The organism is Sphingobium xanthum (assembly GCF_019737615.1).
Lineage (GTDB): Bacteria > Pseudomonadota > Alphaproteobacteria > Sphingomonadales > Sphingomonadaceae > Sphingobium > Sphingobium xanthum.
In genome coordinates, this window is the sequence record NZ_JAHKKS010000001.1 from 274,637 (window position 1) to 298,467 (window position 23,831).

Sequence of the window (23,831 nt, forward strand, 5' to 3'; positions counted from 1 at the left end):
CTTGCCGCGAGACCAGATCAGTTACGCCAGCTCGGGTCGATGCGGTCGATCAGCCGCGTCATCGCCGCGAACTCGGCGACACCGCGCATGCCCTCGGGTGCGGCGGTCAGCACGTCGCGCTGATGCACCGCCACCACCTCGTCCGGCACGCGGCGCGGCGTGCCCGCCTGTTTGGCCGCCATCTGGATCGCGCAGGCACGCTCCAGGAAGAAATAGGTCTGGAAGGCCTGCGGCAGGGTCGGTGCCATGACCAGCAGGCCGTGATTGCGCAGGATCATGATGCGCTTGTCGCCCAGGCTTTCGAGGAAGCGCGGGCCTTCGTCCGCATGGATCGTGACGCCGGCAAAGTCATGATAGGCGATCTGGCCCGCGAACATGCTGGAATAAAAGTCGATCGGCTGGAGCCCTTCCTCGGTCGAGGCGACGGCCATGCCCGCGGTCGTGTGCGTATGGATGATGCAATGCGCGTCCGGAATATGGCGGTGGAACAGGCTGTGCTGCACGAAGCCGGCGCGATTGACGCGATGCGGGCTGTCGTCGAGCTTGTTGCCATCGATATCGATCTTGACGAGGTTCGAGGCGGTCACCTCGCCATACATCAGCGTGAACGGATTGATGAGGAAGGCATCGTCCTCGCCCGGCACGCGCAGCGAGATGTGATTATAGATGAGCTCGTCCCAGCCGAGATGGGCGAAAATGCGATAGCAGGCGGCGAGTTGCTGCCGGGCATCCCGTTCGGCGTCGGACATGGTGGCCGACTTGAGCGCGGTGGCCATGCTTTCTCTCCTTTGCGACTTTGTTTTACCCGTGGAAGGGGTTGCGCAGGATCATGCGCCTCGCATTGTGAAATGTCGAGAACGGCGCAATCGCGCCTTCTTCGGCCGCGCATATTTGCTATGGCGCGGGCGGCCAGAGGAGGAGTGCGGGCATGAGCGGAGTCGCGAAATCGGGCTGGGCGTTTGCGGCGCTGCTGCTGGCCGGCTGTGCGCAGACGGGGATGCAGTCCGGCGTGCGGACGGGCGATGGGCCGGGACCGCTGGCGCAGCTCCAGATCATCGCCTTCAACGATTTCCACGGTCATATCGGCGCTGACGACCAGCAGGTCGTGCCGCCCGGCGCGTCCCAGGGTGCGGCGCGGGTGAAGGCCGGTGGCGCCGTGCATTTCGCCGCGGCCATCGCGAAGCTGCGCGCGGAGAACCCCAACAGCGCCGTGGTGACGGCGGGCGATCTCATCAGCGCCTCGCCGCTGGCATCGGGGCATTTCCTCGACGAGCCGACCGTGCGCGCGATGAACGTCATCGGCATCGATTACAGCGCGCTCGGCAATCACGAGTTCGATCGCGGGCAGCAGGAAATCCGGCGGATGCAGGCGGGTGGCTGCGCCAAATATACGCTGCTGGAACCCTGTCAGGTGATGGCGGACTTCCCCGGCGCGCGCTTCGGCTTCCTTGCCGCGAACACCTTGCAGGCGGACGGCAAGAGCCTGTTCCCTGCCTATGGCATCAAGCGCTTCGACATTGGCGGGCGCAACGTGCGCATCGGCTTCGTCGGCATGACGCTCAAGGGCACGCCGGCGATCGTCTCGCCGAGAAGCGTGGAGGGCCTTAGCTTCCGCGACGAGGCGGAGACGGCCAATGCTCTGATCCCGACCTTGCGGGCGGCGGGCGCGGACATTCTCGCGGTGCTGGTCCACGAGGGCGGCAACATGAAGCCGGACACGGACCCGGCCGACTGCGCCAACATGATCGGCGACCTGAAGCCGATTCTTGCCAAGCTCGACCCTGCTTATGCGCTGGTCATCTCCGGTCATACGCATCAGGCCTATGTCTGCTCCTATGCGCCGGTAGATCCGACGCGGCCGTTCCTCGTCACGAGCGCGGGGCAATATGGCACGTTGGTCACGCGGATCACGCTCGACTATGACTTCGGCACCGGCAAGCTGGTCGACAAGCGCGCGCAGAATCTGCTGGTCGAGCAGCCGGCGGCCGACAAAACGACTCAGCCGGAGATTGCGGCTTTGGTCGATCGCTACGAGGCGGCCGCGGCGGGCGTGCGTAATCGCGTCGTCGGGACGGTTGCGGGGCCGCTCAGCAACATCGCGGACAAGAGCGGGCAGAGTACGCTCGGCAACTTCATCGCCGATGCGCAGCGCGCGGCCATGACAGCTGCTGCGGAGGGCGGCGCGCAGATCGCGTTCATGAACCCCGGCGGCATCCGGGCGGCGGTCACGCCCTCGGCGAGCGGCGAGGTCAGCTTCGGCTCGCTCTATGCGGCGCAGCCATTCGGCAATACGATGGTGGTGAAGGCGCTGACCGGCGCGCAGATCCGCGAGGCGCTCGAATATCAGTTCGCGCGTGGCGATTTGCCGACGATTCTAAGCGTTTCGCAGGGCTTTGGCTACAGCTACGACAGCAGCAAGCCGGTCGGTCAGCGGGTATCCGGTATCACGCTCGACGGGCGCCCGATCAGCGATGGCGAGACCTATCGCGTCGCCATGAACAACTTCATGGGGCAGGGCGGCGACGGCTTTACCATGTTCACGGCCGCGCCACTGGTGGGCGAGGGACCGTCAGACCTGGAAGTGCTGGAAGCCTATGTCCGCGCCATGCCGGGCCGTGCGGTGCCCGCGCTCGACCGTATTCGCAATGTCACGCCGCAATGACGAAAGTGGCGTTTGAGGCCGCTTTCCGGTCTTGATCCGGTAACCTCTCCCTGATAAGGGGCGCTCCGGTCCGCCGTGACGAGCCGTCGCGGCGCTTTTGTTTTTTGGGCTTCTCTGCGCTTCGGCCGACGACTCGGGCCGCGCGGGAAAGCATTCGATAGAATTGGAGACTGACGGGCTTATGCAAATTATCGTTCGCGACAACAACGTCGATCAGGCACTGCGCGCACTCAAGAAGAAGCTGCAGCGTGAAGGCGTGTATCGTGAGATGAAGCTGCGTCGTCACTACGAGAAGCCCTCGGAAAAGCGTGCTCGCGAGAAGGCTGCCGCCGTGCGCCGCGCGCGCAAGCTGGAGCGCAAGCGCGCTGAGCGCGACGGCGCTCGTTAAGAGACTGATGCGGGCCGGCGCTGCCGGCCCTCTTCGTTTAAGTGCGTTTCTAAAAATCGAAGGTAAGCGGCCATGTCGGTGACGGCGGTTCCATTGCGGCCCATTCAGCGCGGGTCGATCCGCCGCTTCTGGCTCGCGATCGTGCTGGTTCTCGCCGCGGCGGCCGTGCTCGCCTGGGCCGGCAGCCGGACCTTCGGCAAGACCGACAGCGGTCTGCGCTACCAGATCCTGCAGGAAGGCAAGGGCGAGCACCCGACCGCCGATCATTATGCGATGGTCGGCTACAAGGGCATGCTGCCCGACGGCACGGTGTTCGACGAGAATCCCGGCGTACCGCTCGATCTTGGTGGCGGAACGATCCCCGGCTTCGCCGAAGCTGTGACACTGCTCAAGAAGGGCGGCAGCCTGCGCGTCTGGATCCCGGCCAATCTGGCCTATGGCGCCAATCCGCCGCCGGACGGCACGATCCCCGCCAACAGCCCGCTGGTGTTCGAGATCAAGCTGCTCGAGTTCCGCTCGCGTCAGGAAATCATGGAGCAGCAGCGCATGATGCAGATGCAGCAGATGATGCAGAGCCAGCAGCAGGGCGGGGCCGGTCCGGGCGGCATGCCGCCGATACCCGAGGGCGCGCAGCCGATTCAGTGAAGGTGTGGCGGGGGGTGTATTTCCTCCTAACCGTTCCCCGGCGAAGGCCGGGGTCCAGTGTCGGCACGAAGCGCCGAATGCGCGCTCCCGCGCGCGTTTTGCTTGGGGCATGGACCCCGGCCTTCGCCGGGGAACGGTCAAGTCGGAAACGTCCGCTCCTGCTTGGTCCAGATTATTCGGACGCGCTCTGAAACCCTAAGCCCCGACCTTCTCATCGAGCCGCCGACTGGCGCGCTCCTCAAGAAACACCTTGAGCATCGCGAGGATGGGGTCGGCGAGCGCCAGCCCCAATATGCCGAACAGCGCGCCGAACAGGATCTGCGCGCCGAGGACGAGCGCGGGCGGCATGTCGACGGCGCGGCGGGCGACCGTCGGCGTGATGAGATAGCTCTCCACCGTCTGCACCGCGAAATAGATGCCGATGGCGAAGAGGCCGTGCTGCACGTCGACCGAGAAGCCGACGAGCGTGATCAGCACGCCCGAGATAATCGCGCCGATATTGGGCAGGAAGGCGAGCATGAAGGTCAGCACGCCGAGTAGCGTCGCCATCGGCACGCCGCTGATCATCAGCAGCAGGCCGGTGAGGAATCCGGTCGCCATCATGCCCACGAGGCGCCCGGCCATGAGGCGGCGCAAGGTCCAACCCATCTTGTCGAACAGGACATGCGCGTCCTCGCGTTGCGAGAGCGGCACGAACCAGGCGAGTCCGCGCGAATAGATCTGCGGTTCGGAGGCGAGGAAGATCGCCAGCACCATCATCATGACGAGGCTCGAGAGGATGCCGGCCGCCGTGCTGAGCGCTGCGGTCACACGTCCCACCGAGCCGAGCAATTGCCGGCCTGCCTCGCGCGCTTCGTTGAGGCCGAGATTGATGCCATGCGACTGTGCCCAGGCATTGATCCGCGCCACTTGCGTCTCGATGAGCGTAGGCAATTGCGCGGCCTGCTCCGACACCTGCGTGCCGGTGAGATAGATCGTCCAGAGCACGAAGGCGAAGACGGCGAACGTCACGATCGCCAGCCGCGCGCTGCGCGGAATCGGCAGGACGCGGCCAAGCAGGCGCGTGCCGCCGTCCAGCATGACGGCGATGACGACCGAGCCCATGATGAACAGGATCGGCTCGATCAGGATAACGACGAGGGCGGCGGCGCCCACGACGCAGACCCAGATGAAGGCGCGCCTGATCTCGTACCAGAAGGTCGCGGAATGCGCGTCGGCCGGGCCGGGGCGCTCGTCCGGGTCATCGGATGCGGGTCGCTCGACGGTGACGCCGGCCGGCGCGTGCTTCGTCGTGGCGGCGGGCTTGCTCGCCGCGGCCTTGCCTGGCGAGCGGGCGGTCACTGCGCCGGTGCCGCCTCGGTCTGCTCGGGCCGCAGCGAGGTGCCGGCGCGGCCGGAGCGGAAGCCGCTGAGCCAGGTGCCCGGATTGAGCGTGGTCGTGCCGTTCAGCGAGAAGGTGATGAACTCGGCGCGGCCGCCGATCGTCTCCCACGGGATCGGGCCGCCCAGGCCCTGCATCTCGAGGCTCACGCGGCTGTCCGCGCTGTTGTCGCGATTATCACCCATCAGGAAGACATGGCCCTCGGGAATGCGCACCGGCCCGTACCAGTCGATCTCGCGCGCGCCCATGTCGATGATGAGATAGGTGCGGCCGTTGGACAGGATCTCGCGCTTCACCGGGAGGACGCAGACCGAGGTGCCGTCCGGATCGATCTGCAGCGCGCCGGGGAACTGGCGCGGATCGCAGGGCGAATTCCTGTCGACGGGCATGCGGACCGGTGCGAGCGTCTCCTGCCGGATCGGCGTGCCGTTGATCAGCACGACGCCGTCGCGCACTTCGAGAAGTTCGCCCGGCAAGCCGATGACGCGCTTGATATAGTCCTCGTTGCTGTGACGCGGGGTCGCGATCACGATGTCGCCGCGCTCGGGCATCTTGCCCCAGACGCGGCCGTTCATGAACGGCAGGGTGATGCCCCATGCCTCGGGCGGCCCGCGCAGCACGAGACTGCGGAAGATTGCGGCGGGATTGGGGATGGTCGGCGAGACATAGGACCAGCCATAGGCATATTTGGTCACGACCAGCCGATCGCCGACCAGCATGCCGGGCATCATCGATTCGGACGGGATGTAGAAGGGCTTGGCGACGAAGCTGTGGAAACCGAGCACGGCCAGCAGCAGCCAGAAGATGCTCTTGACCTCCGCCCACCAGTCGGTGCCGGCCGGTTTCTTCTTCGCCTTGTCGCGTAGCCCCTCTGCGGCCTTGACCGGTGCCTGATCCGTCACGGGAAACGCGCCTCCAATATGACGAATGCCTGGGCCCAGGGATGGTCGTCGGTCAATGTCAGATGCACAAATAGGCTGGCACCCGGCGGGGTCAAGGCATCGAGACGCGCCTTCGCGCCGCCGGAGAGTGCCAATGTGGGAGCGCCCGAGGGCAGATTGACCACGCCGATGTCCTTCATGAACACGCCCGCCTTGAAGCCGGTGCCGACTGCCTTGGAGAAAGCCTCCTTGGCGGCGAAGCGCTTCGCGAGGGTCGCCGCCTTGGTATAGGGCCGCCGCGCGGCCTTGGCGATTTCGGTATCGGTGAACACTCGCTGCTCGAACTTGTCACCGAAGCGATCCAGAGATGCCTGGATTCGCTCGATATTGCAGAGATCGGAGCCGAGGCCGATGATCACCGCCAGATCCTCCCCGGCACGGGGAGGGGGACCGCGAAGCGCAGCGGCGTGGTGGAGGGGGTTTGGCGAGGTCGCGCGGCTGTGCCGGCCCCCTCCACCAGCTTCGCTGGTCCCCCTCCCCGTGCCGGGGAGGATTTAGGAAGCAGGTGCCTCACCCCCGCGCCTCATCCATAAGCCGGCGCATCTGCGCAACGCTTTCGTGCAGGCCGAGGAAGATGGCCTCGCCGATCAGGAAATGGCCGATGTTGAGCTCGGCGATCTGCGGGATCGCGGCGATCGGCATGACATTGTCGTACGTGAGGCCGTGGCCGGCATGCGGCTCGATGCCGTTCTTGGCGGCGAGCGCGGCCATGTCGCTGATGCGGCGCAGCTCCGCCGCGCGCTCATCGCCCTCGACTTCGCAATATTTGCCCGTGTGCAGCTCGACCACGGGCACCTTGAGGCGTAATGCCGCCTCGATCTGGCGAGGGTCAGCCTCGATGAAGAGTGAGACGCGGCACCCGGCCTCACCAAGCTTGTCGACCATCGGCGCCAGATGATTGTGCAGCCCGGCAGCGTCCAGTCCGCCCTCGGTCGTGCGCTCCTCGCGCCGCTCGGGGACGAGGCAGACGGCATGGGGGCGATGGCGCAGCGCAATCTCGAGCATTTCCTCGGTGGCGGCCATCTCGAAATTAAACGGGATTTCGAGTTCGGCCGAGAGGCGGGCGATGTCGTCGTCCGTGATGTGCCGTCGGTCCTCGCGCAGATGCGCGGTGATGCCGTCGGCGCCGGCCTGTTGCGCCATGAGCGCCGCGCGGAAGGGATCGGGATAGGTCGTGCCGCGCGCGTTCCTTATGGTCGCGACATGATCGATATTGACGCCGAGGCGCAGATGGCCCGGGCCGGTCACGCCCGGCTGCCGGGCTTCGTTGCCGGGATCGCGGCCAGCTCGGGCGGCAGATCGTCCGGATCGTAGACCGGGAAATTGAGGCTGACGAGCGGGAAGAACGGTACGCCGAGATTGGCGTCGCCCGCCGAGCGATCAACGAGGGCGGCTTCGGCGATGACCTCGCCGCCCGCCGCGCGCACCGCATCCATCGCCTGGCGCGAGGAGAGGCCAGTCGTGACGACATCCTCGACCATCAGAACTTTCTGGCCCGGTGTGATGTCGAAGCCACGGCGGAAGATGAACGTGCCGTGCGGCCGCTCGAGGAACAGGGCGTCGCAATTCAGCGCGCGGCCCATTTCATGGCCGATGATGATGCCGCCCATGGCCGGCGACACGACGATCTCGACCGCCGCGCGAATGTCGCGCGGCAGGCTCTGCGCCAGCGCGATAGCAAGGCGCGAGGCGCGCTCGGGGTTCATCAGAACCCGCGCGCATTGCAGATAATTGGCGCTGTGCTTGCCCGACGACAGCACGAAATGCCCCTGGAGGAGCGCTTCCGCCGTCCGGAATTCCGCAAGCACTTCTGATTCGGTCATCGGTCCCCTGGTCCTCTCGCTCGTCGGCGGCAGATAGCGGGGGATGGGCCGACAATCAACGGCCCGAAAACCGGCGATATCAGTGCTTGAGGCATCGGGGATGCCTGCGTATAGGGGCCGGAGATGACAGAGGGGGGCCGCCGTTCCGCCTGGAACATAGCGGCCTGATATTGAAAGCAGGTCGGACCGCATGAACAGAAGAATCAATGCCTTCATGATGGCGATGGCCCTGGGGCTGAGCGCATTGGCGCCGTCCTCGGCCGTGGCGCAGGCAGAAGCGGCCCCCGCCGCCGCCAATGCGCAGGAGGCTCCCGCTGCCGCCGAGGCGTCGAATGCGGCGACGCCGGTCCCGGCTTATGAATATTCCAGGCCCGTCCAAGGCGTCGGCATGCCGCGCGAGGGCGAGGTCTATTTCCAGGAACAGGTGTCGCCGACCGGCCGCTATGCCTACTGGATGCACACTTGGATCCTGATGCCGGTCATCACCGTCATCTCGCTGTTCGTGCTCGCGCTGCTGCTCTGGGTTGTGGTGCGCTATCGCCGCGCCGCCAACCCGGTTGCCTCGCGCACGTCGCACAACACGGCGATCGAGATTGCCTGGACGCTGATCCCCGTCATCATCCTGGTCGCGATCGCGGTTCCATCGATCAAGCTGCTCGCGGCCCAGTTCAAGCCCGCGCCGAAGGAAGCGCTCACCGTCAAGGTGACCGGCTACCAGTGGTACTGGGGCTATGAATATGTCGATAACGGCATCGGCGAATATGTCTCGAACATGCTGACGCCGGAACAGGCGGCCGCCCGTGGCGAGCCCCGCCTGCTCGGCGCCGACAATCGCCTCGTCCTGCCCGTCGGCGTGCCGATCAAGCTGATCATCACCGCCGCGGACGTCATTCACAGCTTCTCCGTCCCCGCCTTCTGGGTGAAGGAAGACGCCGTGCCGGGCCGTCTCAACGAGAAGACCTTCACCATCGAGAAGCCGGGCGTCTATTATGGCGTCTGCTCCGAACTGTGCGGCGCGCGCCACGGCTTCATGCCGATCGCGGTCGAGGCGGTCAGCCCCGAGAAGTTCGCCCAGTGGGTCAAGTCGCAGGGCGGCACGATGAAGGGCGAGGCGGAAGCCGCCGCGCCTGCCGCAGCCGCTCCCGCCGCCGCAGCGCCGGCCGCCGCCGAGCCCGCTGCCGCCACCAATGCTGCCGCGCCCGCCGCGAACGCCACTGCTTCCTGAGGTAATCGACCATGAGCACCACCACCGCAGATGATTTCCACGGCGCACATGCGCACGATCATCATGACGCCGACCACAAGCCGGGCTTCTTCGCCCGCTGGTTCATGTCGACCAACCACAAGGACATCGGCACGCTCTATCTGATCTTCGCGATCATCGCCGGCGTGATCGGCGGCGCGATCTCGGGCCTGATGCGTTACGAACTGCGCGAGCCGGGCATCCAGTTCTTGCAGCTCTGGGCGCAATATTCGGACGGTTCGGGCGCCACGATCGACCAGGCCTATCACCTCTGGAACGTGCTGATCACCGCGCACGGCCTGATCATGGTGTTCTTCATGGTCATGCCCGCCATCATCGGCGGCTTCGGCAACTGGTTCGTGCCGATCATGATCGGCGCGCCGGACATGGCCTTCCCGCGCATGAACAATATCAGCTTCTGGCTGCTCATTCCGGCCTTCCTGCTGCTGCTCGGCTCGACCTTCGTTCCCGGTGGCACCGGCAATGGCGCGGGCGTCGGCTGGACGGTCTATGCGCCGCTCTCGACGAGCGGGTCCGCAGGGCCGGCTGTCGACATGGCCATTCTTTCGCTGCACATCGCGGGCGCAAGTTCGATCCTGGGTGCGGTCAACTTCATCACCACGATTTTCAACATGCGCGCGCCGGGCATGACCCTGCACAAGATGCCGCTGTTCGTCTGGTCGGTGCTCGTGACCGCCTTCCTGCTGCTGCTGGCTCTCCCGGTCCTCGCCGCCGCTATCACCATGCTCCTGACCGATCGTAACTTCGGCACCGTCTTCTATGACGCGGCCGGTGGCGGCGACCCGGTGCTCTATCAGCACCTTTTCTGGTTCTTCGGTCATCCCGAAGTGTACATCATGATCCTGCCGGGCTTCGGCATCGTCAGCCAGATCGTCTCGACCTTCAGCCGCAAGCCGGTGTTCGGCTATCTCGGCATGGCCTATGCCATGGTCGCGATCGGCGTGGTCGGCTTCATCGTGTGGGCGCACCACATGTTCACGACCGGCATGACCGCCAACGTGAAGATGTACTTCACCGCCGCCACGATGGTCATCGCGGTCCCCACAGGCGTGAAGATCTTCTCCTGGGTCGCGACGATGTGGGGCGGCTCGCTGAGCTTCAAGACCCCGATGATCTGGGCGCTCGGCTTCATCTTCATGTTCACCGTTGGCGGCGTGACCGGCGTCGTGCTCGCCAATGGTGGCATCGACGACAATCTGCACGACACCTATTATGTGGTGGCGCACTTCCACTATGTGCTCTCGCTGGGCGCCGTGTTCTCGCTCTTCGCCGGTTTCTACTACTGGTTCCCGAAGATGAGTGGCCGCATGTACAGCGAGTTCCTCGGTCAGCTGCACTTCTGGGTGTTCTTCCTGGGCGTGAACATCCTGTTCTTCCCCATGCACTTCCTGGGCATGAGCGGCATGCAGCGCCGCGTTCCGGACTATACGGACGCGCTCGCCTACTGGAACGGCATCGCGACCCATGGTTATGAGATCATGGCCGTCGGCGTCGGCATCTGGTTCGTGAACATCATCTACACGTTCGTCGCCGGCAAGAAGGCCGAGGGCAATCCGTGGGGTGAAGGCGCGACGACGCTGGAATGGACGCTGTCCAGCCCGCCGCCTTACCACCAGTTCGAGACGCTGCCGGTCATCGACGACAACGGTCACCACTGATCGGATCGATGGCCGAGCCGCGAGGACGCGGTAAGGCAAGACAAGAGAGGGGGCGAGGGCGCTGCGGCGCTCTCGCCGCCCTGTTAAACAGATGAAGCGATTTTGAGGCCCGGTTTTGGCAACGAATGCATCCCTGCTGACTGACGAGGCGCCGGTGTCCTCCGTGCCGATGCCGGCGGAGTGGCGCGATTTCGTCGCGCTGACCAAGCCGCGCGTGATGACGCTCGTCGTCTTCACGGGCCTCTGCGGTCTGCTGGTCGCGCCGGGCCATATCGCGCCGATCCTCGGCTTCACCGCGATCCTCTGCATCGCGCTCGGCGCAGGGGCTGCCGGCGCACTCAACCAATGGTATGAGGCGGACCGCGATGCGCGGATGAAGCGCACGGCCGCCCGTCCGCTGCCTGCCGGCCGCATGGACCGCGAGAGCGCACTGCATTTCGGCGTGGGCCTGTCCTTCTTCTCGGTGCTGCTGATGGGCTTTGCGACCAACTGGTTCGCGGCCTGCATCCTGGCCGTGTCGATCCTCTTCTACGTGTTCGTCTACACAATCTGGCTGAAGCCGCGCACGGCGCAGAACATCGTCATAGGCGGTGCCGCTGGTGCGTTCCCGCCGCTGATCGGCTGGGCGGCGGTGACGGGCGACGTCGCGGCGTTGCCCTTTGCCTTGTTCATGTTGATCTTCTTCTGGACCCCGCCGCATTTCTGGGCGCTCGCTCTGTTCGTCCGCATGGATTATGCCAATGCAGGCATCCCGATGCTGCCCGTTGTTGCGGGCGAGCGCGTCACGCGCCGGCAGATCCTCTTCTACACCAGCATCATGGCCGCCGCCGCAATGGCGCCGGTGCTGCTGGAGCTCACCGGCCTCGTCTATGGCCTGACCGCCTTCATCGCTACCGCGATCTTCGCCGTCATGGCCTTCCAGGTTTCGCTCAGCCGCGAGACGGACCCCGCAAAGATGATCCCGGAACGGCGGCTGTTCAAATATTCGGTGCTCTATCTCTTCCTCATCTTCGGCGCGGTCGTCGTCGATCACTGGGTGTACGCTGCATGACCCCGGAAGAGCAGAAGATCATCCAGGAGCGGCAGCGCTCGCGCGCGCTCATCATGGCATTGGTGCTGTTCGCGCTCGTCGTCCTGTTCTTCGGTATCACCATCGCGAAGATGTCCTGATATGACCAGCCTCACAAAGTCCCGCCCCGGCAACCGGCGCACGGCATTGATTGCCGGGCTGATCGCGCTCGCGATGCTCGGCCTCGGCTTCGCGTCGGTACCGCTCTATCGCCTGTTCTGTCAGGTCACCGGCTTCGGCGGCACGACGCAGCGCGCGACGGCGGAGGAAGCGCAGGTTGCCTCGCAGACCGTGCAGAGCGGCACGCGCCAGCTTTCGATCCGGTTCGATTCCAACACGGCCAATGGCCTGCCCTGGGATTTCTATCCCGAGAAGCGCACGGTGACGGTGGGTGTCGGTGGCAAGTCGATGGCGATCTTCATCGCCAAGAACCATAGCGACAAGCCGGTGAAGGGCCGCGCGGTGTTCAACGTGACGCCCGAAGCGGCCGGATCCTATTTCACCAAGATCGAATGCTTCTGCTTCACCGAGCAGACGCTCAAGCCCGGGCAGGAAGTCCGCATGCCCGTGCTCTTCTATGTCGACAAGAAAATCCTCGACGACAAGGACAACAAGGATGTCGAGGAAATCACCTTGAGTTACACCTTCTACCCGGTTGAGAAGCCGGGCGACGACAGCTAAACAGGCGCGCACGCAAGAGCGCTCAGATACGGGGAACATACATGGCCGGCGCCAAGAACCACGATTATCATATTCTTCCGCCCGCGATCACGCCGCTGCTCGGCGCGATCTCGGCCTTCGTGATGGCGATAGGCGCGGTCGCCTGGATGCACCCGGCTGAAATGGGTAGCTGGGGCGGTGCGGGCTTCATCATCGGCCTGCTCGGCGTGCTTGCCGTGATGTTCATGTGGTGGTCGGACGTGATCCGCGAGGCTCATGCCGGCGATCATACCCCGGTCGTGCAGCTCCACCTGCGCTACGGCATGATTCTGTTCATCGCCTCGGAAGTCATGTTCTTCGTCGGCTGGTTCTGGGCCTTCTTCGATTTCTCGCTGTTCCCCAGCGAATTGCCGCCGATCGACGGCCTCTTCCCGTCCAAGGGCATCGAGACGCTCAGCGCTTTCGAACTGCCGCTGCTCAACACGCTGATCCTGCTCTGCTCGGGCACTACGGTCACCTGGGCGCACCACGCGCTCATCCATGGCGATCGCGACGGCCTCAAGAAGGGCCTGTGGCTGACGATCCTGCTCGGCGCGCTGTTCACGGCCATCCAGGCCTATGAATATATGCACGCGCCCTTCGCCTTCGGCACGACGCCTTATGGCTCGGCCTTCTATATGGCGACCGGCTTCCACGGCTTCCACGTGCTGGTTGGCACGATCTTCCTGATCGTCTGCCTCGTGCGCGCCTATAAGGGCCACTTCACGCCCCGCCAGCATTTCGGGTTCGAAGCTGCAGCGTGGTACTGGCACTTCGTCGACGTGGTGTGGCTGTTCCTCTTCGTCGCCGTCTATGTCTGGGGCGGCTGGGGAGCCCCGGTCCACGCCGGCTGATAGCGCTTCGATGGCCCGGCCGATGATGACGCCCGATTTTCATCTGGCGCAGATCAACATTGGCCGGCTCGTCGCTCCCAGGGGCGATCCGCGCGTCCAGCCTTTCTTCGAGGCGCTCGACAGCATCAATGCGCTGGCCGAAGCCTCGCCCGGCTTCGTCTGGCGGCTCAAGGACGATGACGGCATCGGGGCCGGCCGTGGCGTCGGCAATGCGACTGCCATCGCCATCGGCCCCGACCCGCTGCTCATTCCCAATATGTCCGTCTGGCAGGATGCCGATGCTTTGTTCGACTTCGTCTATCGCAGCGCCCACACGCCGGTGATGGCGCGGCGGCGTGAGTATTTCGCGCGTTTCGACGGGGCTTATCAGGCGCTGTGGTGGATTCCCGCGGGCACCGTGCCGACGCTGAGCGATGGCCTGTCGCGCCTGTGGCTGCTCGATCGCTTCGGCCCCTCGCCCGATGCCTTCACCTTCAAGGCCCGTTTCCCCGAGCCCGATCGTGCTGGCCCGCCGGCCGACATGCGGCCCGACCCGTGGTGCATGGGCAATGCCTGAACCGACCGAACCCGCGCCTCCTACGCCGCTCGTCCGCGCCGCGCTCGCCGCGCGCTGTCCGCGCTGCGAGAACGGGCCGCTCTTCGCAGGCTGGGTAACCTTCGCGCCCAAGTGCCGGGCGTGCGGGCTGGATATAGCGGCCTTCAACGTCGGCGACGGGCCGGCGGCCTTCCTCATCCTCATCGTGGGGGGCCTGATCACGGCGCTGGCGCTCATGGTCCAGCTCGCGGCCGATCCGCCCTTCTGGGTCCATATCCTGCTCTGGGTGCCGCTCACCAGCCTGCTGGTCGTGTTGTGCCTGCGCGTGTCCAAGGCCGCGCTGCTCGTCCTCGAATATCGCAATCGCACCGGTGAAGCGCAGCGCAAGGAGCCGAGGGTGTGATTCGCAAGCTGCCGCTGATCCCCACGATCGTGGTAGCGGCGGCGATCCTGGTCATGATCGGCCTTGGCGTCTGGCAGCTTGGCCGCGCCGGGCAGAAGGACGCGGCGGTCGCGGCCTGGCGCGCCAACATATCGCTGCCCGAGACGGCTTATCCCGTCGCCAATCCGGCCGATGAAAGCCTGATGTTCCGTCGCCTTGCGGCCCATTGCCTGCGCGTCGTGAGCTGGCAAGTGGTCGGCGGGCGCAGCGCGCAGGGCCAGCCCGGCTGGCGGCACATCGCGACCTGCGCGACCGGTGCGGAAGGGCCGGGCCTCGTCGTCGACATGGGTGTGAGCCAGGCGCCCGATGCGAAAGTGAGTTGGGCCGGCGGGCTGGTGCGCGGCCATGCGACGCATGAGCCCGACCAGCGGGCCTGGCTGGAGCGGCTGGCCGGCCATGCCTCGCCATTGCGCCTGATGATCGTCGCCGAGACGGCAGCGCCGGGTCTGACGCCGTCGGCAGCGCCCGATCCCGCGTCCGTGCCCAACAATCACCGCGCCTATATGTGGCAATGGTTCTTCTTCGCGCTGGTCGCTGCAGTCATCTATGCTCTGGCCGTGCGCAAGCGGCTGCGCGAGACGACGCCGGAGCCGCCGCAGCCCTGATCATCGCAGGCCTATCATTGCGCCCCCTGCAATCGGCCGCTAAGAGCGCCCGGTCATGCAATATGTGAGCACCAGGGGGCGCGCGGGGGCGCTCGATTTCGAGGGCGCGACGCTGGCGGGGCTTGCGAGCGACGGCGGCCTGTACCTGCCCGAGCGCTGGCCGACCTTCACGGCGGACGAGTTCGCGGCGATGCGCGGCCTGTCTTACGTCGAAACAGCGGTGCGGGTGATCCTGCCCTTTGTCGGCGACAGCCTCACGGAAGAGGAACTGCGCGAGCTCTGCACGCAGGCTTATGGGCGTTTCGCCCACGCCGCGGTGACGCCGCTGGTTCAGCTCGATCACACCCATTGGCTGCTCGAGCTGTTCCATGGGCCGACCCTGGCCTTCAAGGACGTCGCGCTCCAGCTCCTCGGCTTGTTGTTCGAGAAGTTCCTCAGCCGCCGCGAGACACATCTGACGATCGTCGGCGCGACCTCGGGCGATACCGGATCGGCGGCGATCGATGCGGTCGCGGGCCGCGCCAAGATCGATATCTTCATGCTGCATCCGGCCGGCCGCGTGTCGGATGTGCAGCGCCGCCAGATGACGACGGTGCTGGCGCCCAATGTCCACAACATCGCGATCGAGGGCAGCTTCGACGATGCGCAGGCGCTGGTGAAGCGCATGTTCAACGATGCGGACTTTGCCGGGCGCTTCGATCTCTCGGCCGTGAACAGCATCAACTGGGCGCGGCTCGTCGCGCAAGTCGTCTATTATGTCTATGCGGCCGTGCGCCTCGGCGCGCCGGAGAAGAAAGTCGCCTTCGCGGTGCCGACCGGCAATTTCGGCGATGTGTTCGCCGGCTATGTCGCGGCGCAGATGGGCCTGCCGGTCGAGCGGCTGATCGTCGCGACCAACGTCAACGACATCCTCCATCGCGCGCTCAGCGAAGGCGATTACAGCCAGGGCACGGTGGTGCCGACGGCGACGCCGAGCATGGACATCCAGGTCTCCTCGAATTTCGAGCGCCTGCTGTTCGATCTGGGCGGGCGCGATGGCCTCGCGCTGGCCGATCAGATGAAGGGCTTCGAGAGCACGCGGGCGATGCGCCTCACCAATGCGCAGCGCGAAGGCGCCTCGGCGCTGTTTGGATCCGCGCGCATCGATGCCGATGGCATGTCGCGCGCCATGCGCTGGGCCTATGATGCTGCCGACCAGATCATCGATCCGCATACGGCTGTGGGGCTTGCCGCCGCGCATGCCGCCGATCTCGATCCCTCGGTGCCGGTCGTGACGCTGGCGACCGCGCATGCCGCCAAGTTCCGCGATGCCGTCGAGCGCGCCACGGGCACGCGCCCGTCGCTGCCTTCGCGCGCCGGCGATCTCTTCGGTCGCGAAGAGCGCTATGCGACGCTGCCGGCGACCTTCGAGGCGGTCACTGCCTATGTCGCCGAGCGGGCCGTCCCGCGCCGTGGCTGAGAAGCTCTTCCTCAAGCCCCTCCCCTTCAGGGGAGGGGTTGGGGTGGGGCTCAACGTCGCAGATCGCTGCGCGACACCCACCCCCTACCCCTCCCTTGAAAGGGAGGGGCTTTTGGTGGTGCCATGACGACAGTCGCTCCGCTCCCCCTCGGCGTGATGATCGCCGAGCCCTGGGCCGATTACGGCCTCATCGACAGTGGCGCCGGACGCAAGCTGGAGCGCTATGGCGCCTATCGCTTCATCCGTCCCGAGCCGCAGGCCATGTGGGCACCGGCGGAGGCCGACTGGGACGCGCATGGCAGCTTCATCCCCGCCTCGGACGAGGATGGCGGTGGGCGCTGGCATTTCGACAAGCCGGTGCCGCGCGAGGGCTGGCCGCTGCGTTGGGAGGAAGCGCGCTTCCAGGCGGCCTGCACGCCGTTCCGCCATCTCCAGTTCTTCCCGGATATGGCGCCGATCTGGAAATGGGGTCGCGAGCAGCTTGCCGGGATGGACGCGCCGCAGTTCATGAACCTGTTCGGCTATACCGGTGTCGGCACATTGGCGTTTGCGGCGGCGGGCGCGCAGGCCGTGCATGTCGATGCTTCCAAGAAGTCCGTGGCGCAGGCGCGCGATAATGCTGCGTTGGCCGGCATGGGCGACAAGCCGATCCGCTGGATCATCGACGATGCGGCCAAGTTCGTCGCGCGCGAAGTGCGGCGCGAGCGGCGCTATGACGGCATCCTGCTCGATCCGCCCAAGTACGGCCGCGGGCCGGATGGCGAGATCTGGCGGCTGGAGGAGGATCTGCCCGGTCTCATCGCCAATTGCCGCGCGCTGCTGGATAGCGAGAGTCGGTTCATGTTCCTGACGGTCTATGCGGTGCGCATGTCGGCGCTCGCGATCGGCGAATTGCTGCGCGCGCATCTCGGCGACTTGCCGGGGCGGATCGAATGCGGCGAACTTGCCGTGCGCGAGGAAGCGCGGGGCCTGCTGCTGCCGACCGCTATCTGGGCACGCTGGAGCCGCAACTAGGCGCTATTCGCCGCCGCTGCCGCGTTCCCAGCGGAGCGCGATCACCGTGACGATGCCGATGCTGATACCGGCGATGATGTTCTCGAGCGCGATGCCGAAGCACGCCCCGATGATCAGGCCAATGGCGAGCGCGGAACTGATGGACAGTTTCATGCGCGCGGAGATGGGGTGCCACACAGGCCGGTTCTCGCCGATCTGCGGCCATGGGCGGCATGGGTGCGGCCAAGCGATCTCTGGAGCCATTTCGAGACAGGTGAAAACACCTGCCGGCTTGGAAAGCACGGCAAACAAGGAGACGGCGCTAGTTGATGATGTCATCTTCCATTGAAGCGGCGTCCCCGGGGCAATAGGATGCCCGGAGCCTGCGCCACGACGCCGGTGACAAGAGGAGAGACACGATGCCCAGGAAGCTGAAGGCCGCGGCGCTTGCCGTGCTGATGCTGGTTGCGACGCCAGGCCCGGCAGCGGCGTCCGATGCCGCCATATTACGTGAGAGCCAGGACCGCGCCGCAATCACGCAGCTGATGTGGACCTATGTCCGCGCGATCGATACGCTCAATCCCGATGCCTATGCGGCGGTCTTCACGCCGGACGGCACGTTCAACGCGGTCAAGGGCAGCGACGCGCTGCGCAAGATGGTCGTGGACCTGAAGAGGAGCCAGGACGACCGGCGCGCCAAGGGCGAGGCGATCCCCGCCATGCACCACGTCATGAGCAACGACCATATCGAGTTCATCGACAAGGACCATGCGCGTTATCATTATTACTGGATGACGGTCTTTGCCGGCCAGCCCAGCGGGCCGGCGCCGCGCGTCGCGGCCGCCGGGCGCGGTGTGGACGAGGTTGTGCGGGTAGACGGCAAGTGGCTGATCCAGAGCCGCAATGTGGCGCCGCGGGATTAATCCCGCCCGGCGCGCATGGCTGCGCCACCCGCGACAGGGGCGATCACACAGAGCAGCAGCGAGCAGGCCGCGACCAGCTTGAGCGCGCTTGCGCCGCCGAATTGCAGGGCTCCCGCCCCGAAGATCAGGAGCGGCACCGCCAGCGGCAGCACCAGCAGGCCGGTCAGCGCACCGCTGCCGCGCTGGCCCGCCGTCAGTGCCGCGACCAGCAGAGCCAGCGCAGCAAGGCCCGGCGTCCCCAGTGCAAGCCCGGCGATCACCAATTGCAGCATCTCCGGCTCCAGCTTCAACAAAGCTCCTGCCGGCAAGGCCGCGATCAGCAGGGGCGGGCCGAAGCTCAGCCAGTGCGCGATTCCCTTGGCGAGCAGGATCGTTCCTTCGCCGAGGCCACGCAGCACCAGCTGATCGATCACGCCGCTTTCCCGGTCCGGCTCGATCAGCCGGTCGATCGGGAGCAGGCTGGCGAGGAGGGCGGCGATCCAGAGCAGTCCGCCGCCGGTCTGGCTCAGCAGCGTGGCATTGGGGCCGACCGCGAACGGAAAGAGCGCCGCGATCAGTAGCAGGAAGGCGAGGGGCAGCCATGCCCCGCCCCCGCGATAGGCGCGGCCGAGATCGCGCAGGATGATCGCGCCGATCATGCATTTTCCTCGCGTGGCGGTTCGAGCGTGATCGTCACATCCTGCGCCCAGGCCAGAGGGAGATGCGAGGCGGCCAGCACGATGCCGCCGGCCGCGCGATGCCGATCGACCAGTCGGCCCAGCGTCGCGGCCGAGGCGGTGTCGAGGCCATTGGCGGGCTCGTCGAGCAGCCAGATCGACGCGCCGGTCACCAGCGTCCGTGCGAGGGCGGCGCGCTTGCGCTGGCCGGTCGAGAGCATGCGAACCGGAATATCGGCGAGATGGCCGATGGCGAGGTCGTCGAGCGCGGCGTCGATCCGCGCGCCCGGCACCTCGTCGATCCGCGTCCAGAAGGCGAGTGCCGTGCGCACCGTCTTCTCCCGGTCGAGCGCGTCCAGCTCGTCGGTCAGCGCAACCGCGCCTTCGCAGCGCACGATACCCGCATAAGGCCGCAGCAGCCCCGCGACGACGCGCAGGAGGCTCGACTTGCCGACCCCGTTCGGCCCGGCGATCTGTGCGCTGCCGCCGGGCGCAAGATCGAGATCGACGCCGGCGAACAGCACCCTGCCGCCACGCAGGCACGCAAGACCCTGAAGCGACAGTGCCGCGCCGCTCACGGGTTGACCCGCAATGCGTCTGAGGCCGAATATGCCAGGCAAGCCCAGGAGAGTCGCATGTCCCGCTTGACCAAACTGACCGACGAAGAGCGCGCTGCCGCGCTGCCCACCGTTTCGAACTGGCGCCTCGCTGATGACGCGAGCGGGATCAGCCGGAGTTTCCGCTTCGAGACATTCGTGGAGGCATTCGGCTTCATGTCGCGGGTCGCCCTGCTCGCGGAGCGGGCCGATCATCATCCCGAATGGTCGAATGTCTATGGCCGTGTGGATATCCGCCTGACCACCCACGATGCCGACGGGCTGAGCGTGCGTGACATAGCCCTCGCCCAGGAGATCGACGCGCTGCTGAGCGAGGCATAGCCCTCACAGAACCTTCGTGTTGTAGCGGTGCCAGGCCATGATCGCCATGGCGCTGCGGTGCGGACGCCAGGCCTCGGCGATCTCGCGAATGTCCTTCTCGCTGGGCCGCTCGGGGAGGCCGAGAATATGGCCAATCGAGATCTGCACGGCGAGGTCGCCCGCCGGCCAGATGTCCTTCCGTCCCTCGGCGAACAGCAGATAGATTTCCGCCGACCAGCGCCCAATGCCCTTGATCCGGACAAGTGCGGCAATGGCTTCCTCGTCGTCCTCGGGCAGCGCATGCAGATCGAGCGCGCCGCTCGTCACCAACTCGGCGAGACTGCGGGCATAGCCCTGCTTCTGACGCGAAAGGCCGCAGGCGCGCAGCGTGTCGAAATCCTGCGCGAGCAGCGCTTCGGGCGCACAGCCGAGGCCGAGTACCGTCTCGAGCTTTGCCCAGACCGATGCCGCCGCGGCGACGCTCACCTGCTGGCCGACGATCGTGCGCAGCAGCGTCTCATAGCCCGGTTCGCGCAGCCGCGGCTCGGGATAGCCATAGTCGGCGATCAGCGTCGCGATCAGCGGATGGTCCGCCGCCACGGCGTCGAGGGAAGTGCGCAGCGCCTGTTCGTCGAGCATCGTCCGTTCCACACAGCGCCGGCCTGGTCACGTGGCCGGTTGATTTCTGAACATCCGCCCCTCATAGCGAGCGCTTCCACGGTTGGGAGATAAAAATGGCGCAGTTGACGGTCGTGAAGCGGGACGGAACCAGTGAGCAGTTCGATGCGCCTGATGGCTATACGGTCATGGAAGCGATCCGCGATCAGGGGATCGATGAGCTTCTGGCGATTTGCGGCGGCTGCTGCTCCTGCGCGACCTGCCATGTGTTCGTGGACGACGCCTATTTCGGCAAGCTCCCCGCCATGAAGGGCGACGAGGACGATCTGCTCGACAGCTCCGAGCATCGCGGGCCGACCAGCCGCCTGTCCTGCCAGATCCCGATCGGCCCCGAGCTGGACGGCATGACCGTCACGATCGCGCCGGAAGACTGATCGGCCCGACCCGGAGCGCGCCGCCGACGATCAGCTCGGCGCCGTGCCCACGCGGGTCCAGACCTGGGATCTGCACAAGACCCGGCCAACCAGGCAGCCCTGCGCGCGCAGCGTCTGCGCGTCGACCATGGTGATCGTCCCCGAGAATGTGCTGCGCATGTCGGGAACGAATACTTTTCCGCGCCAGACCGACTTGCCGTCCGGCACGAAGCCGAGAAACAGCTGGGTGCTGATCAGCGGATCGGTGCCGCCTTTCCGGGCGTCGGCCTTGGCCTTGTCGTCCGCCCAGACGATCGTGCCGCACAGCGCCTGCCCGCAACGATGTACATGCACCTGCACGCTGCGCTTCGGGTTTGTCCAGATGCTGCCATAAGGCTCCACCTGCGTGGGGGCGCTCGCGCTCGCAAGCAAGGCAGCGAATGCCGCGGCGCTCGCGCTCAGGGTTGGCAATGCCGGCACGTCAGGGCAGCGCCACGACCCTGAGAACCGCCATTGGCGCATCCTTCGTGCTGGGGCTGACTTTCCAGACGATCTTCTTGCTGCCATCGGGCTGGGTGATCGCGCCTTCTTCCTGATTCTGGCTCACCACTTCCGCCGTGGTGGTGATCGTGAAGCTGCCATCGAGCTGCGAGCCGGGGCCATCGCCGCCACCGCCCATACCGCCCATGCCGCCCATCGATCCCTGCGCGGACTGGTCATTGGAGAAGCCGGGCGCCTTCACGCGCAGCCGGTCCTTGCCGCGCAGCTCGATGGCAAGAAAGGGGAACATCACTTCCCCGTCCGGATTGAACGGGAAGACGAAGGCATGGTCGAGCCGGCCCGTGATCCGATAGTCCACGGCCAGCTTGCGGTTGCCGATATAGCGTACGGAGCGGAAGCCATATTCGGCCGAGAGCGTCTTCGCGAGGTCGCGCAGCTTGGTCGCGTCCTCGGGCGTGTCGCCGAAAGTCTCGTCGGGCTTGGCCGCCTTGCCTCTCGCTTTGGACGGCGTCGCGATCTTGATCATCCGCGCCTCGCCGTCGCCGCTGTCCTGCCAGCTCTGTTCGGTACCGCCTTCCTCTTCCGTGGCTTCAGGCGGATCGTCAGGCTTGCTCTGCTTGGCAAGCTGGACTTCGCCCACATAGGTGAAGGTGAAGGCCCGGTCCGCCTTGATATCGAGCGTCGAGGTGAACCTCGTCGGCACCAGCAGGCAACTGGTGAGCAGGAGCGGCGCGGCGAGCACTGTCAGCCAGCGCGTGAGATGTGCCATGCCGATCGTCCCCCATTGGGCAAGGCTGGTGAGGGTCGCGCCTTACCGTGTCGTGCAGGCGTATAGCGCGATTGCCGCCGCGTTGGAAACGTTGAGGCTTTCCATGCGCGGGCTGATCGGCAGCTTGGCCAGCATGTCGCAATGATTGATGCTGTTGAGCCGCAGCCCTTCGCCCTCGGCGCCCAGCACCAGTGCGACGCGGTTCGCGCCCTGCAGGGCCGTGCCGAGCGTTTCCTTCGCTTCGCCGTCCAGCGCGATGCGCCAGTAGCCGGCCTCGGCGATCTCATCGAGCGCGCGGGCGAGATTGACCACGCGCACCCACGGCACGATCTCCAGCGCTCCTGCGGCCGCACGTGCGACCACACCGGATTCGGGCGGGGCATGCCGGTCCTGCGTGACGATGCCGAGCGCGTCGAAGGCGGCGGCCGAGCGCAGGATGGCGCCGACATTGTGCGGGTCGGTTACCTGATCGAGCACGAGGATCGGGCGGCGGGCCTGATCGTCCGGCGCGCCCTGCTCCAGCAGGTCGCCCAGCCAGACGTCCTCCAGCGGCTCGACCTCCACGACCAGGCCCTGATGCGGCGCGTCGTGCGGCACATAGCGCGCCATGTCCGCCACGTCCGAATAGACGATGGGCAGATTCGACGGCAGCTCGAGCGCGTTGATGACCTCGCGCGTACCCCATATCTTGCGAATCACGCGCTCGGGATTGGCGAGCGCGGCGGTGACGGCATGTCGCCCGTAAAGATGCGGATATCCGCCCTTGGGCTTGCCGGTGCGATGACCTCTCTTCATGTCCCGCGCTTTTCCACGCGCAGCATTGACAGGCAAGGCCCCTTTCGCCAAAGACGCCGCTCCAAATCCGTTTTCGGGCGTTTGCCCCCGCGGATCAGGCGCCTTGGAAGGGTGGCCGAGTGGTTAATGGCAGCAGACTGTAAATCTGCCCGCGAGAGCGTACGCTGGTTCGAATCCAGCCCCTTCCACCATTTCCTTTAGAACAGTCTTGTCTGGCGGGCTTATGCCTCTGGCCGACACCAGATCCATGTGCCGGACACCAGCGCCGCCGCGATCGTCACGGCCGGCCAGGGCCATGGCGCAAGCCACAGCGAGAGGGCGATGCTGACTGCGAAGGCGATGGTTGCCGCCTGCTTGGCCTTGCGGCTGATCGCGCCATGCTCGCGCCAGCGCCGGATATGCGGCCCGTAGCGGCGATGATCGAGCAGGCGCGCCTCGAGTCTCGGACTGCTACGCGCGAAGAAGAAGGCGGCGAGGATGAAGAACGGCACGGTCGGCAGCAGCGGCACTGGAATGCCAATGATGCCGAGCGCCATGGCGACCAGTCCGGCGGCGAGATAGAAGGGCCGCAGGAGCGGTCTGGGCTGCCTGGTCATGAGGCGGGCGTCGCCAGCGTCCTTCCGGTGGCGCAATTGGGGCGTCGAAAGGTCAGGCGCTGGCCGGTTCGGCGCGCGGGTCAGCAGCGCGGGCATCGAGCTCCGCGATATAGCGTTCGATATTCTGCCGATCCTGTGGATCGTTGAGCGCCAGCAGCAGCCGGCGCGCACGGTCCAGTTCGGCCAGGATCTGGCCACCCAAATCAGTCACTTTCACTGCCGTCCT

General features: G+C 66.0%; 32 protein-coding genes and 1 tRNA gene. 18 read left to right on the top strand and 15 right to left on the bottom strand.

Going from position 1 to position 23,831, the window contains the following annotated elements; translation table 11 throughout:
* Nucleotides 1-17: 17 nt before the first annotated feature.
* Nucleotides 18-776, bottom strand: a complete 759-nt coding sequence (locus tag KM135_RS01350) for a class II aldolase/adducin family protein (protein WP_221712100.1) — start codon at nt 774-776, stop codon at nt 18-20.
* Nucleotides 777-928: 152 nt separating this feature from the next.
* Here KM135_RS01350 and KM135_RS01355 point away from each other — a divergent pair, with 152 nt between their 5' ends.
* The 3 genes from KM135_RS01355 to KM135_RS01365 all read left to right on the top strand — a co-directional run bounded on the left by KM135_RS01355 (nt 929) and on the right by KM135_RS01365 (nt 3,695).
* On the top strand, nt 929-2,662 hold the full coding sequence (locus tag KM135_RS01355; RefSeq protein ID WP_246605652.1) for a bifunctional metallophosphatase/5'-nucleotidase: 1,734 nt from the start codon (nt 929-931) through the stop codon (nt 2,660-2,662).
* A gap of 181 nt (nt 2,663-2,843) precedes the next feature.
* Complete coding sequence (gene rpsU / locus KM135_RS01360; RefSeq protein ID WP_014075155.1) at nt 2,844-3,050, top strand: 30S ribosomal protein S21; 207 nt, start codon at nt 2,844-2,846, stop codon at nt 3,048-3,050.
* 72 nt (nt 3,051-3,122) lie between these two features.
* Nucleotides 3,123-3,695 (top strand): FKBP-type peptidyl-prolyl cis-trans isomerase, encoded by a 573-nt coding sequence (locus tag KM135_RS01365; protein WP_221712101.1) that lies wholly within the window; start codon nt 3,123-3,125, stop codon nt 3,693-3,695.
* Nucleotides 3,696-3,890: 195 nt separating this feature from the next.
* Here KM135_RS01365 and KM135_RS01370 read toward each other — a convergent pair whose 3' ends face one another.
* The 5 genes from KM135_RS01370 to pyrE all read right to left on the bottom strand — a co-directional run bounded on the left by KM135_RS01370 (nt 3,891) and on the right by pyrE (nt 7,839).
* The gene (locus KM135_RS01370) at nt 3,891-5,036 is read right to left on the bottom strand and encodes an AI-2E family transporter (protein WP_221712102.1); all 1,146 of its coding nucleotides are present in this window, start codon (nt 5,034-5,036) and stop codon (nt 3,891-3,893) included.
* Nucleotides 5,033-5,977 carry a signal peptidase I gene (gene lepB / locus KM135_RS01375; protein WP_221712103.1) on the bottom strand — a complete coding sequence of 315 codons (945 nt, stop codon included), beginning with the start codon at nt 5,975-5,977 and terminating at the stop codon, nt 5,033-5,035. The genes KM135_RS01370 and lepB overlap by 4 nt, the downstream gene beginning before the upstream one ends.
* Nucleotides 5,974-6,375 carry a holo-ACP synthase gene (gene acpS, locus KM135_RS01380; RefSeq protein ID WP_221712104.1) on the bottom strand — a complete coding sequence of 134 codons (402 nt, stop codon included), beginning with the start codon at nt 6,373-6,375 and terminating at the stop codon, nt 5,974-5,976. Before acpS ends, lepB begins: the two co-directional genes overlap by 4 nt.
* A gap of 151 nt (nt 6,376-6,526) precedes the next feature.
* Nucleotides 6,527-7,264, bottom strand: a complete 738-nt coding sequence (locus KM135_RS01385; RefSeq protein WP_221712105.1) for a pyridoxine 5'-phosphate synthase — start codon at nt 7,262-7,264, stop codon at nt 6,527-6,529.
* Entirely contained in the window at nt 7,261-7,839 is a 579-nt protein-coding gene (gene pyrE, locus KM135_RS01390) for an orotate phosphoribosyltransferase (RefSeq protein WP_221712106.1), read from the bottom strand. Before pyrE ends, KM135_RS01385 begins: the two co-directional genes overlap by 4 nt.
* A 190-nt stretch (nt 7,840-8,029) precedes the next feature.
* Between pyrE and coxB the strand changes: the two genes are divergently transcribed.
* From coxB to KM135_RS01440, 11 genes are all read left to right on the top strand, one after another.
* Entirely contained in the window at nt 8,030-9,064 is a 1,035-nt protein-coding gene (gene coxB, locus KM135_RS01395; RefSeq protein WP_221712107.1) for a cytochrome c oxidase subunit II, read from the top strand.
* Between the two features lie 11 nt (nt 9,065-9,075).
* On the top strand, nt 9,076-10,761 hold the full coding sequence (ctaD, locus tag KM135_RS01400) for a cytochrome c oxidase subunit I (protein WP_221712108.1): 1,686 nt from the start codon (nt 9,076-9,078) through the stop codon (nt 10,759-10,761).
* A 169-nt stretch (nt 10,762-10,930) separates the two neighbouring features.
* Nucleotides 10,931-11,812, top strand: coding sequence for a heme o synthase (locus tag KM135_RS01405; RefSeq protein ID WP_221712510.1), 882 nt, complete (start codon nt 10,931-10,933; stop codon nt 11,810-11,812).
* Nucleotides 11,809-11,931 (top strand): hypothetical protein, encoded by a 123-nt coding sequence (locus tag KM135_RS19970; RefSeq protein ID WP_281422107.1) that lies wholly within the window; start codon nt 11,809-11,811, stop codon nt 11,929-11,931. Before KM135_RS01405 ends, KM135_RS19970 begins: the two co-directional genes overlap by 4 nt.
* A 1-nt stretch (nt 11,932) precedes the next feature.
* Nucleotides 11,933-12,511 carry a cytochrome c oxidase assembly protein gene (locus tag KM135_RS01410; protein WP_221712109.1) on the top strand — a complete coding sequence of 193 codons (579 nt, stop codon included), beginning with the start codon at nt 11,933-11,935 and terminating at the stop codon, nt 12,509-12,511.
* A 41-nt stretch (nt 12,512-12,552) separates the two neighbouring features.
* Nucleotides 12,553-13,383 carry a cytochrome c oxidase subunit 3 gene (locus KM135_RS01415; RefSeq protein WP_221712110.1) on the top strand — a complete coding sequence of 277 codons (831 nt, stop codon included), beginning with the start codon at nt 12,553-12,555 and terminating at the stop codon, nt 13,381-13,383.
* Between the two features lie 22 nt (nt 13,384-13,405).
* Nucleotides 13,406-13,939, top strand: a complete 534-nt coding sequence (locus tag KM135_RS01420) for a DUF3291 domain-containing protein (RefSeq protein ID WP_246605653.1) — start codon at nt 13,406-13,408, stop codon at nt 13,937-13,939.
* Nucleotides 13,932-14,321 (top strand): DUF983 domain-containing protein, encoded by a 390-nt coding sequence (locus KM135_RS01425; RefSeq protein ID WP_221712111.1) that lies wholly within the window; start codon nt 13,932-13,934, stop codon nt 14,319-14,321. Before KM135_RS01420 ends, KM135_RS01425 begins: the two co-directional genes overlap by 8 nt.
* The gene (locus KM135_RS01430; RefSeq protein ID WP_343228119.1) at nt 14,318-14,965 is read left to right on the top strand and encodes an SURF1 family protein; all 648 of its coding nucleotides are present in this window, start codon (nt 14,318-14,320) and stop codon (nt 14,963-14,965) included. Before KM135_RS01425 ends, KM135_RS01430 begins: the two co-directional genes overlap by 4 nt.
* Nucleotides 14,966-15,020: 55 nt before the next feature.
* On the top strand, nt 15,021-16,424 hold the full coding sequence (thrC, locus tag KM135_RS01435; RefSeq protein ID WP_221712112.1) for a threonine synthase: 1,404 nt from the start codon (nt 15,021-15,023) through the stop codon (nt 16,422-16,424).
* Between the two features lie 123 nt (nt 16,425-16,547).
* Nucleotides 16,548-17,438 carry a class I SAM-dependent methyltransferase gene (locus tag KM135_RS01440; protein ID WP_221712113.1) on the top strand — a complete coding sequence of 297 codons (891 nt, stop codon included), beginning with the start codon at nt 16,548-16,550 and terminating at the stop codon, nt 17,436-17,438.
* Between the two features lie 3 nt (nt 17,439-17,441).
* Here the strand turns inward: KM135_RS01440 and KM135_RS01445 are convergent, their stop codons facing one another.
* Nucleotides 17,442-17,591, bottom strand: a complete 150-nt coding sequence (locus KM135_RS01445) for a hypothetical protein (RefSeq protein WP_221712114.1) — start codon at nt 17,589-17,591, stop codon at nt 17,442-17,444.
* Between the two features lie 245 nt (nt 17,592-17,836).
* Between KM135_RS01445 and KM135_RS01450 the strand changes: the two genes are divergently transcribed.
* Nucleotides 17,837-18,340, top strand: coding sequence for a nuclear transport factor 2 family protein (locus tag KM135_RS01450; RefSeq protein ID WP_221712115.1), 504 nt, complete (start codon nt 17,837-17,839; stop codon nt 18,338-18,340).
* Here KM135_RS01450 and KM135_RS01455 read toward each other — a convergent pair.
* Both KM135_RS01455 and ccmA read right to left on the bottom strand, forming a co-directional pair.
* Complete coding sequence (locus KM135_RS01455) at nt 18,337-18,978, bottom strand: heme exporter protein CcmB (protein WP_221712116.1); 642 nt, start codon at nt 18,976-18,978, stop codon at nt 18,337-18,339. The two genes, KM135_RS01450 and KM135_RS01455, sit on opposite strands and share 4 nt — an antisense overlap.
* Complete coding sequence (gene ccmA / locus KM135_RS01460; protein ID WP_221712117.1) at nt 18,975-19,574, bottom strand: heme ABC exporter ATP-binding protein CcmA; 600 nt, start codon at nt 19,572-19,574, stop codon at nt 18,975-18,977. Before ccmA ends, KM135_RS01455 begins: the two co-directional genes overlap by 4 nt.
* A 57-nt stretch (nt 19,575-19,631) precedes the next feature.
* Between ccmA and KM135_RS01465 the strand changes: the two genes are divergently transcribed.
* The gene (locus tag KM135_RS01465; protein WP_221712118.1) at nt 19,632-19,934 is read left to right on the top strand and encodes a 4a-hydroxytetrahydrobiopterin dehydratase; all 303 of its coding nucleotides are present in this window, start codon (nt 19,632-19,634) and stop codon (nt 19,932-19,934) included.
* A 3-nt stretch (nt 19,935-19,937) separates the two neighbouring features.
* Here KM135_RS01465 and KM135_RS01470 read toward each other — a convergent pair whose 3' ends face one another.
* Nucleotides 19,938-20,552 carry a DNA-3-methyladenine glycosylase family protein gene (locus tag KM135_RS01470; RefSeq protein ID WP_221712119.1) on the bottom strand — a complete coding sequence of 205 codons (615 nt, stop codon included), beginning with the start codon at nt 20,550-20,552 and terminating at the stop codon, nt 19,938-19,940.
* A gap of 95 nt (nt 20,553-20,647) precedes the next feature.
* On the opposite strand from KM135_RS01470, the gene KM135_RS01475 reads away from it, so the two are divergent.
* Nucleotides 20,648-20,965 (top strand): 2Fe-2S iron-sulfur cluster-binding protein, encoded by a 318-nt coding sequence (locus KM135_RS01475; RefSeq protein WP_221712120.1) that lies wholly within the window; start codon nt 20,648-20,650, stop codon nt 20,963-20,965.
* Nucleotides 20,966-20,995: 30 nt separating this feature from the next.
* Here KM135_RS01475 and KM135_RS01480 read toward each other — a convergent pair whose 3' ends face one another.
* Genes KM135_RS01480 through rlmB form a run of 3 tightly spaced genes read right to left on the bottom strand, consistent with a single transcriptional unit; the run spans nt 20,996 to nt 23,009 of the window.
* Nucleotides 20,996-21,424 carry a DUF2147 domain-containing protein gene (locus KM135_RS01480; RefSeq protein WP_343228120.1) on the bottom strand — a complete coding sequence of 143 codons (429 nt, stop codon included), beginning with the start codon at nt 21,422-21,424 and terminating at the stop codon, nt 20,996-20,998.
* Nucleotide 21,425: 1 nt separating this feature from the next.
* A complete protein-coding gene (locus tag KM135_RS01485) occupies nt 21,426-22,214 on the bottom strand; it encodes a hypothetical protein (RefSeq protein WP_221712122.1) in 789 nt (262 codons plus the stop codon).
* 42 nt (nt 22,215-22,256) lie between these two features.
* Nucleotides 22,257-23,009 carry a 23S rRNA (guanosine(2251)-2'-O)-methyltransferase RlmB gene (gene rlmB / locus KM135_RS01490; protein WP_221712123.1) on the bottom strand — a complete coding sequence of 251 codons (753 nt, stop codon included), beginning with the start codon at nt 23,007-23,009 and terminating at the stop codon, nt 22,257-22,259.
* Between the two features lie 105 nt (nt 23,010-23,114).
* Between rlmB and KM135_RS01495 the strand changes: the two genes are divergently transcribed.
* Nucleotides 23,115-23,200 (top strand) — tRNA-Tyr (locus KM135_RS01495).
* 30 nt (nt 23,201-23,230) lie between these two features.
* On the opposite strand, the gene KM135_RS01500 is transcribed toward KM135_RS01495, so the two are convergent.
* The gene (locus KM135_RS01500) at nt 23,231-23,605 is read right to left on the bottom strand and encodes a YbaN family protein (RefSeq protein WP_221712124.1); all 375 of its coding nucleotides are present in this window, start codon (nt 23,603-23,605) and stop codon (nt 23,231-23,233) included.
* A 52-nt stretch (nt 23,606-23,657) separates the two neighbouring features.
* Nucleotides 23,658-23,816 carry a hypothetical protein gene (locus KM135_RS01505; RefSeq protein ID WP_221712125.1) on the bottom strand — a complete coding sequence of 53 codons (159 nt, stop codon included), beginning with the start codon at nt 23,814-23,816 and terminating at the stop codon, nt 23,658-23,660.
* Nucleotides 23,817-23,831 lie beyond the last annotated feature (15 nt).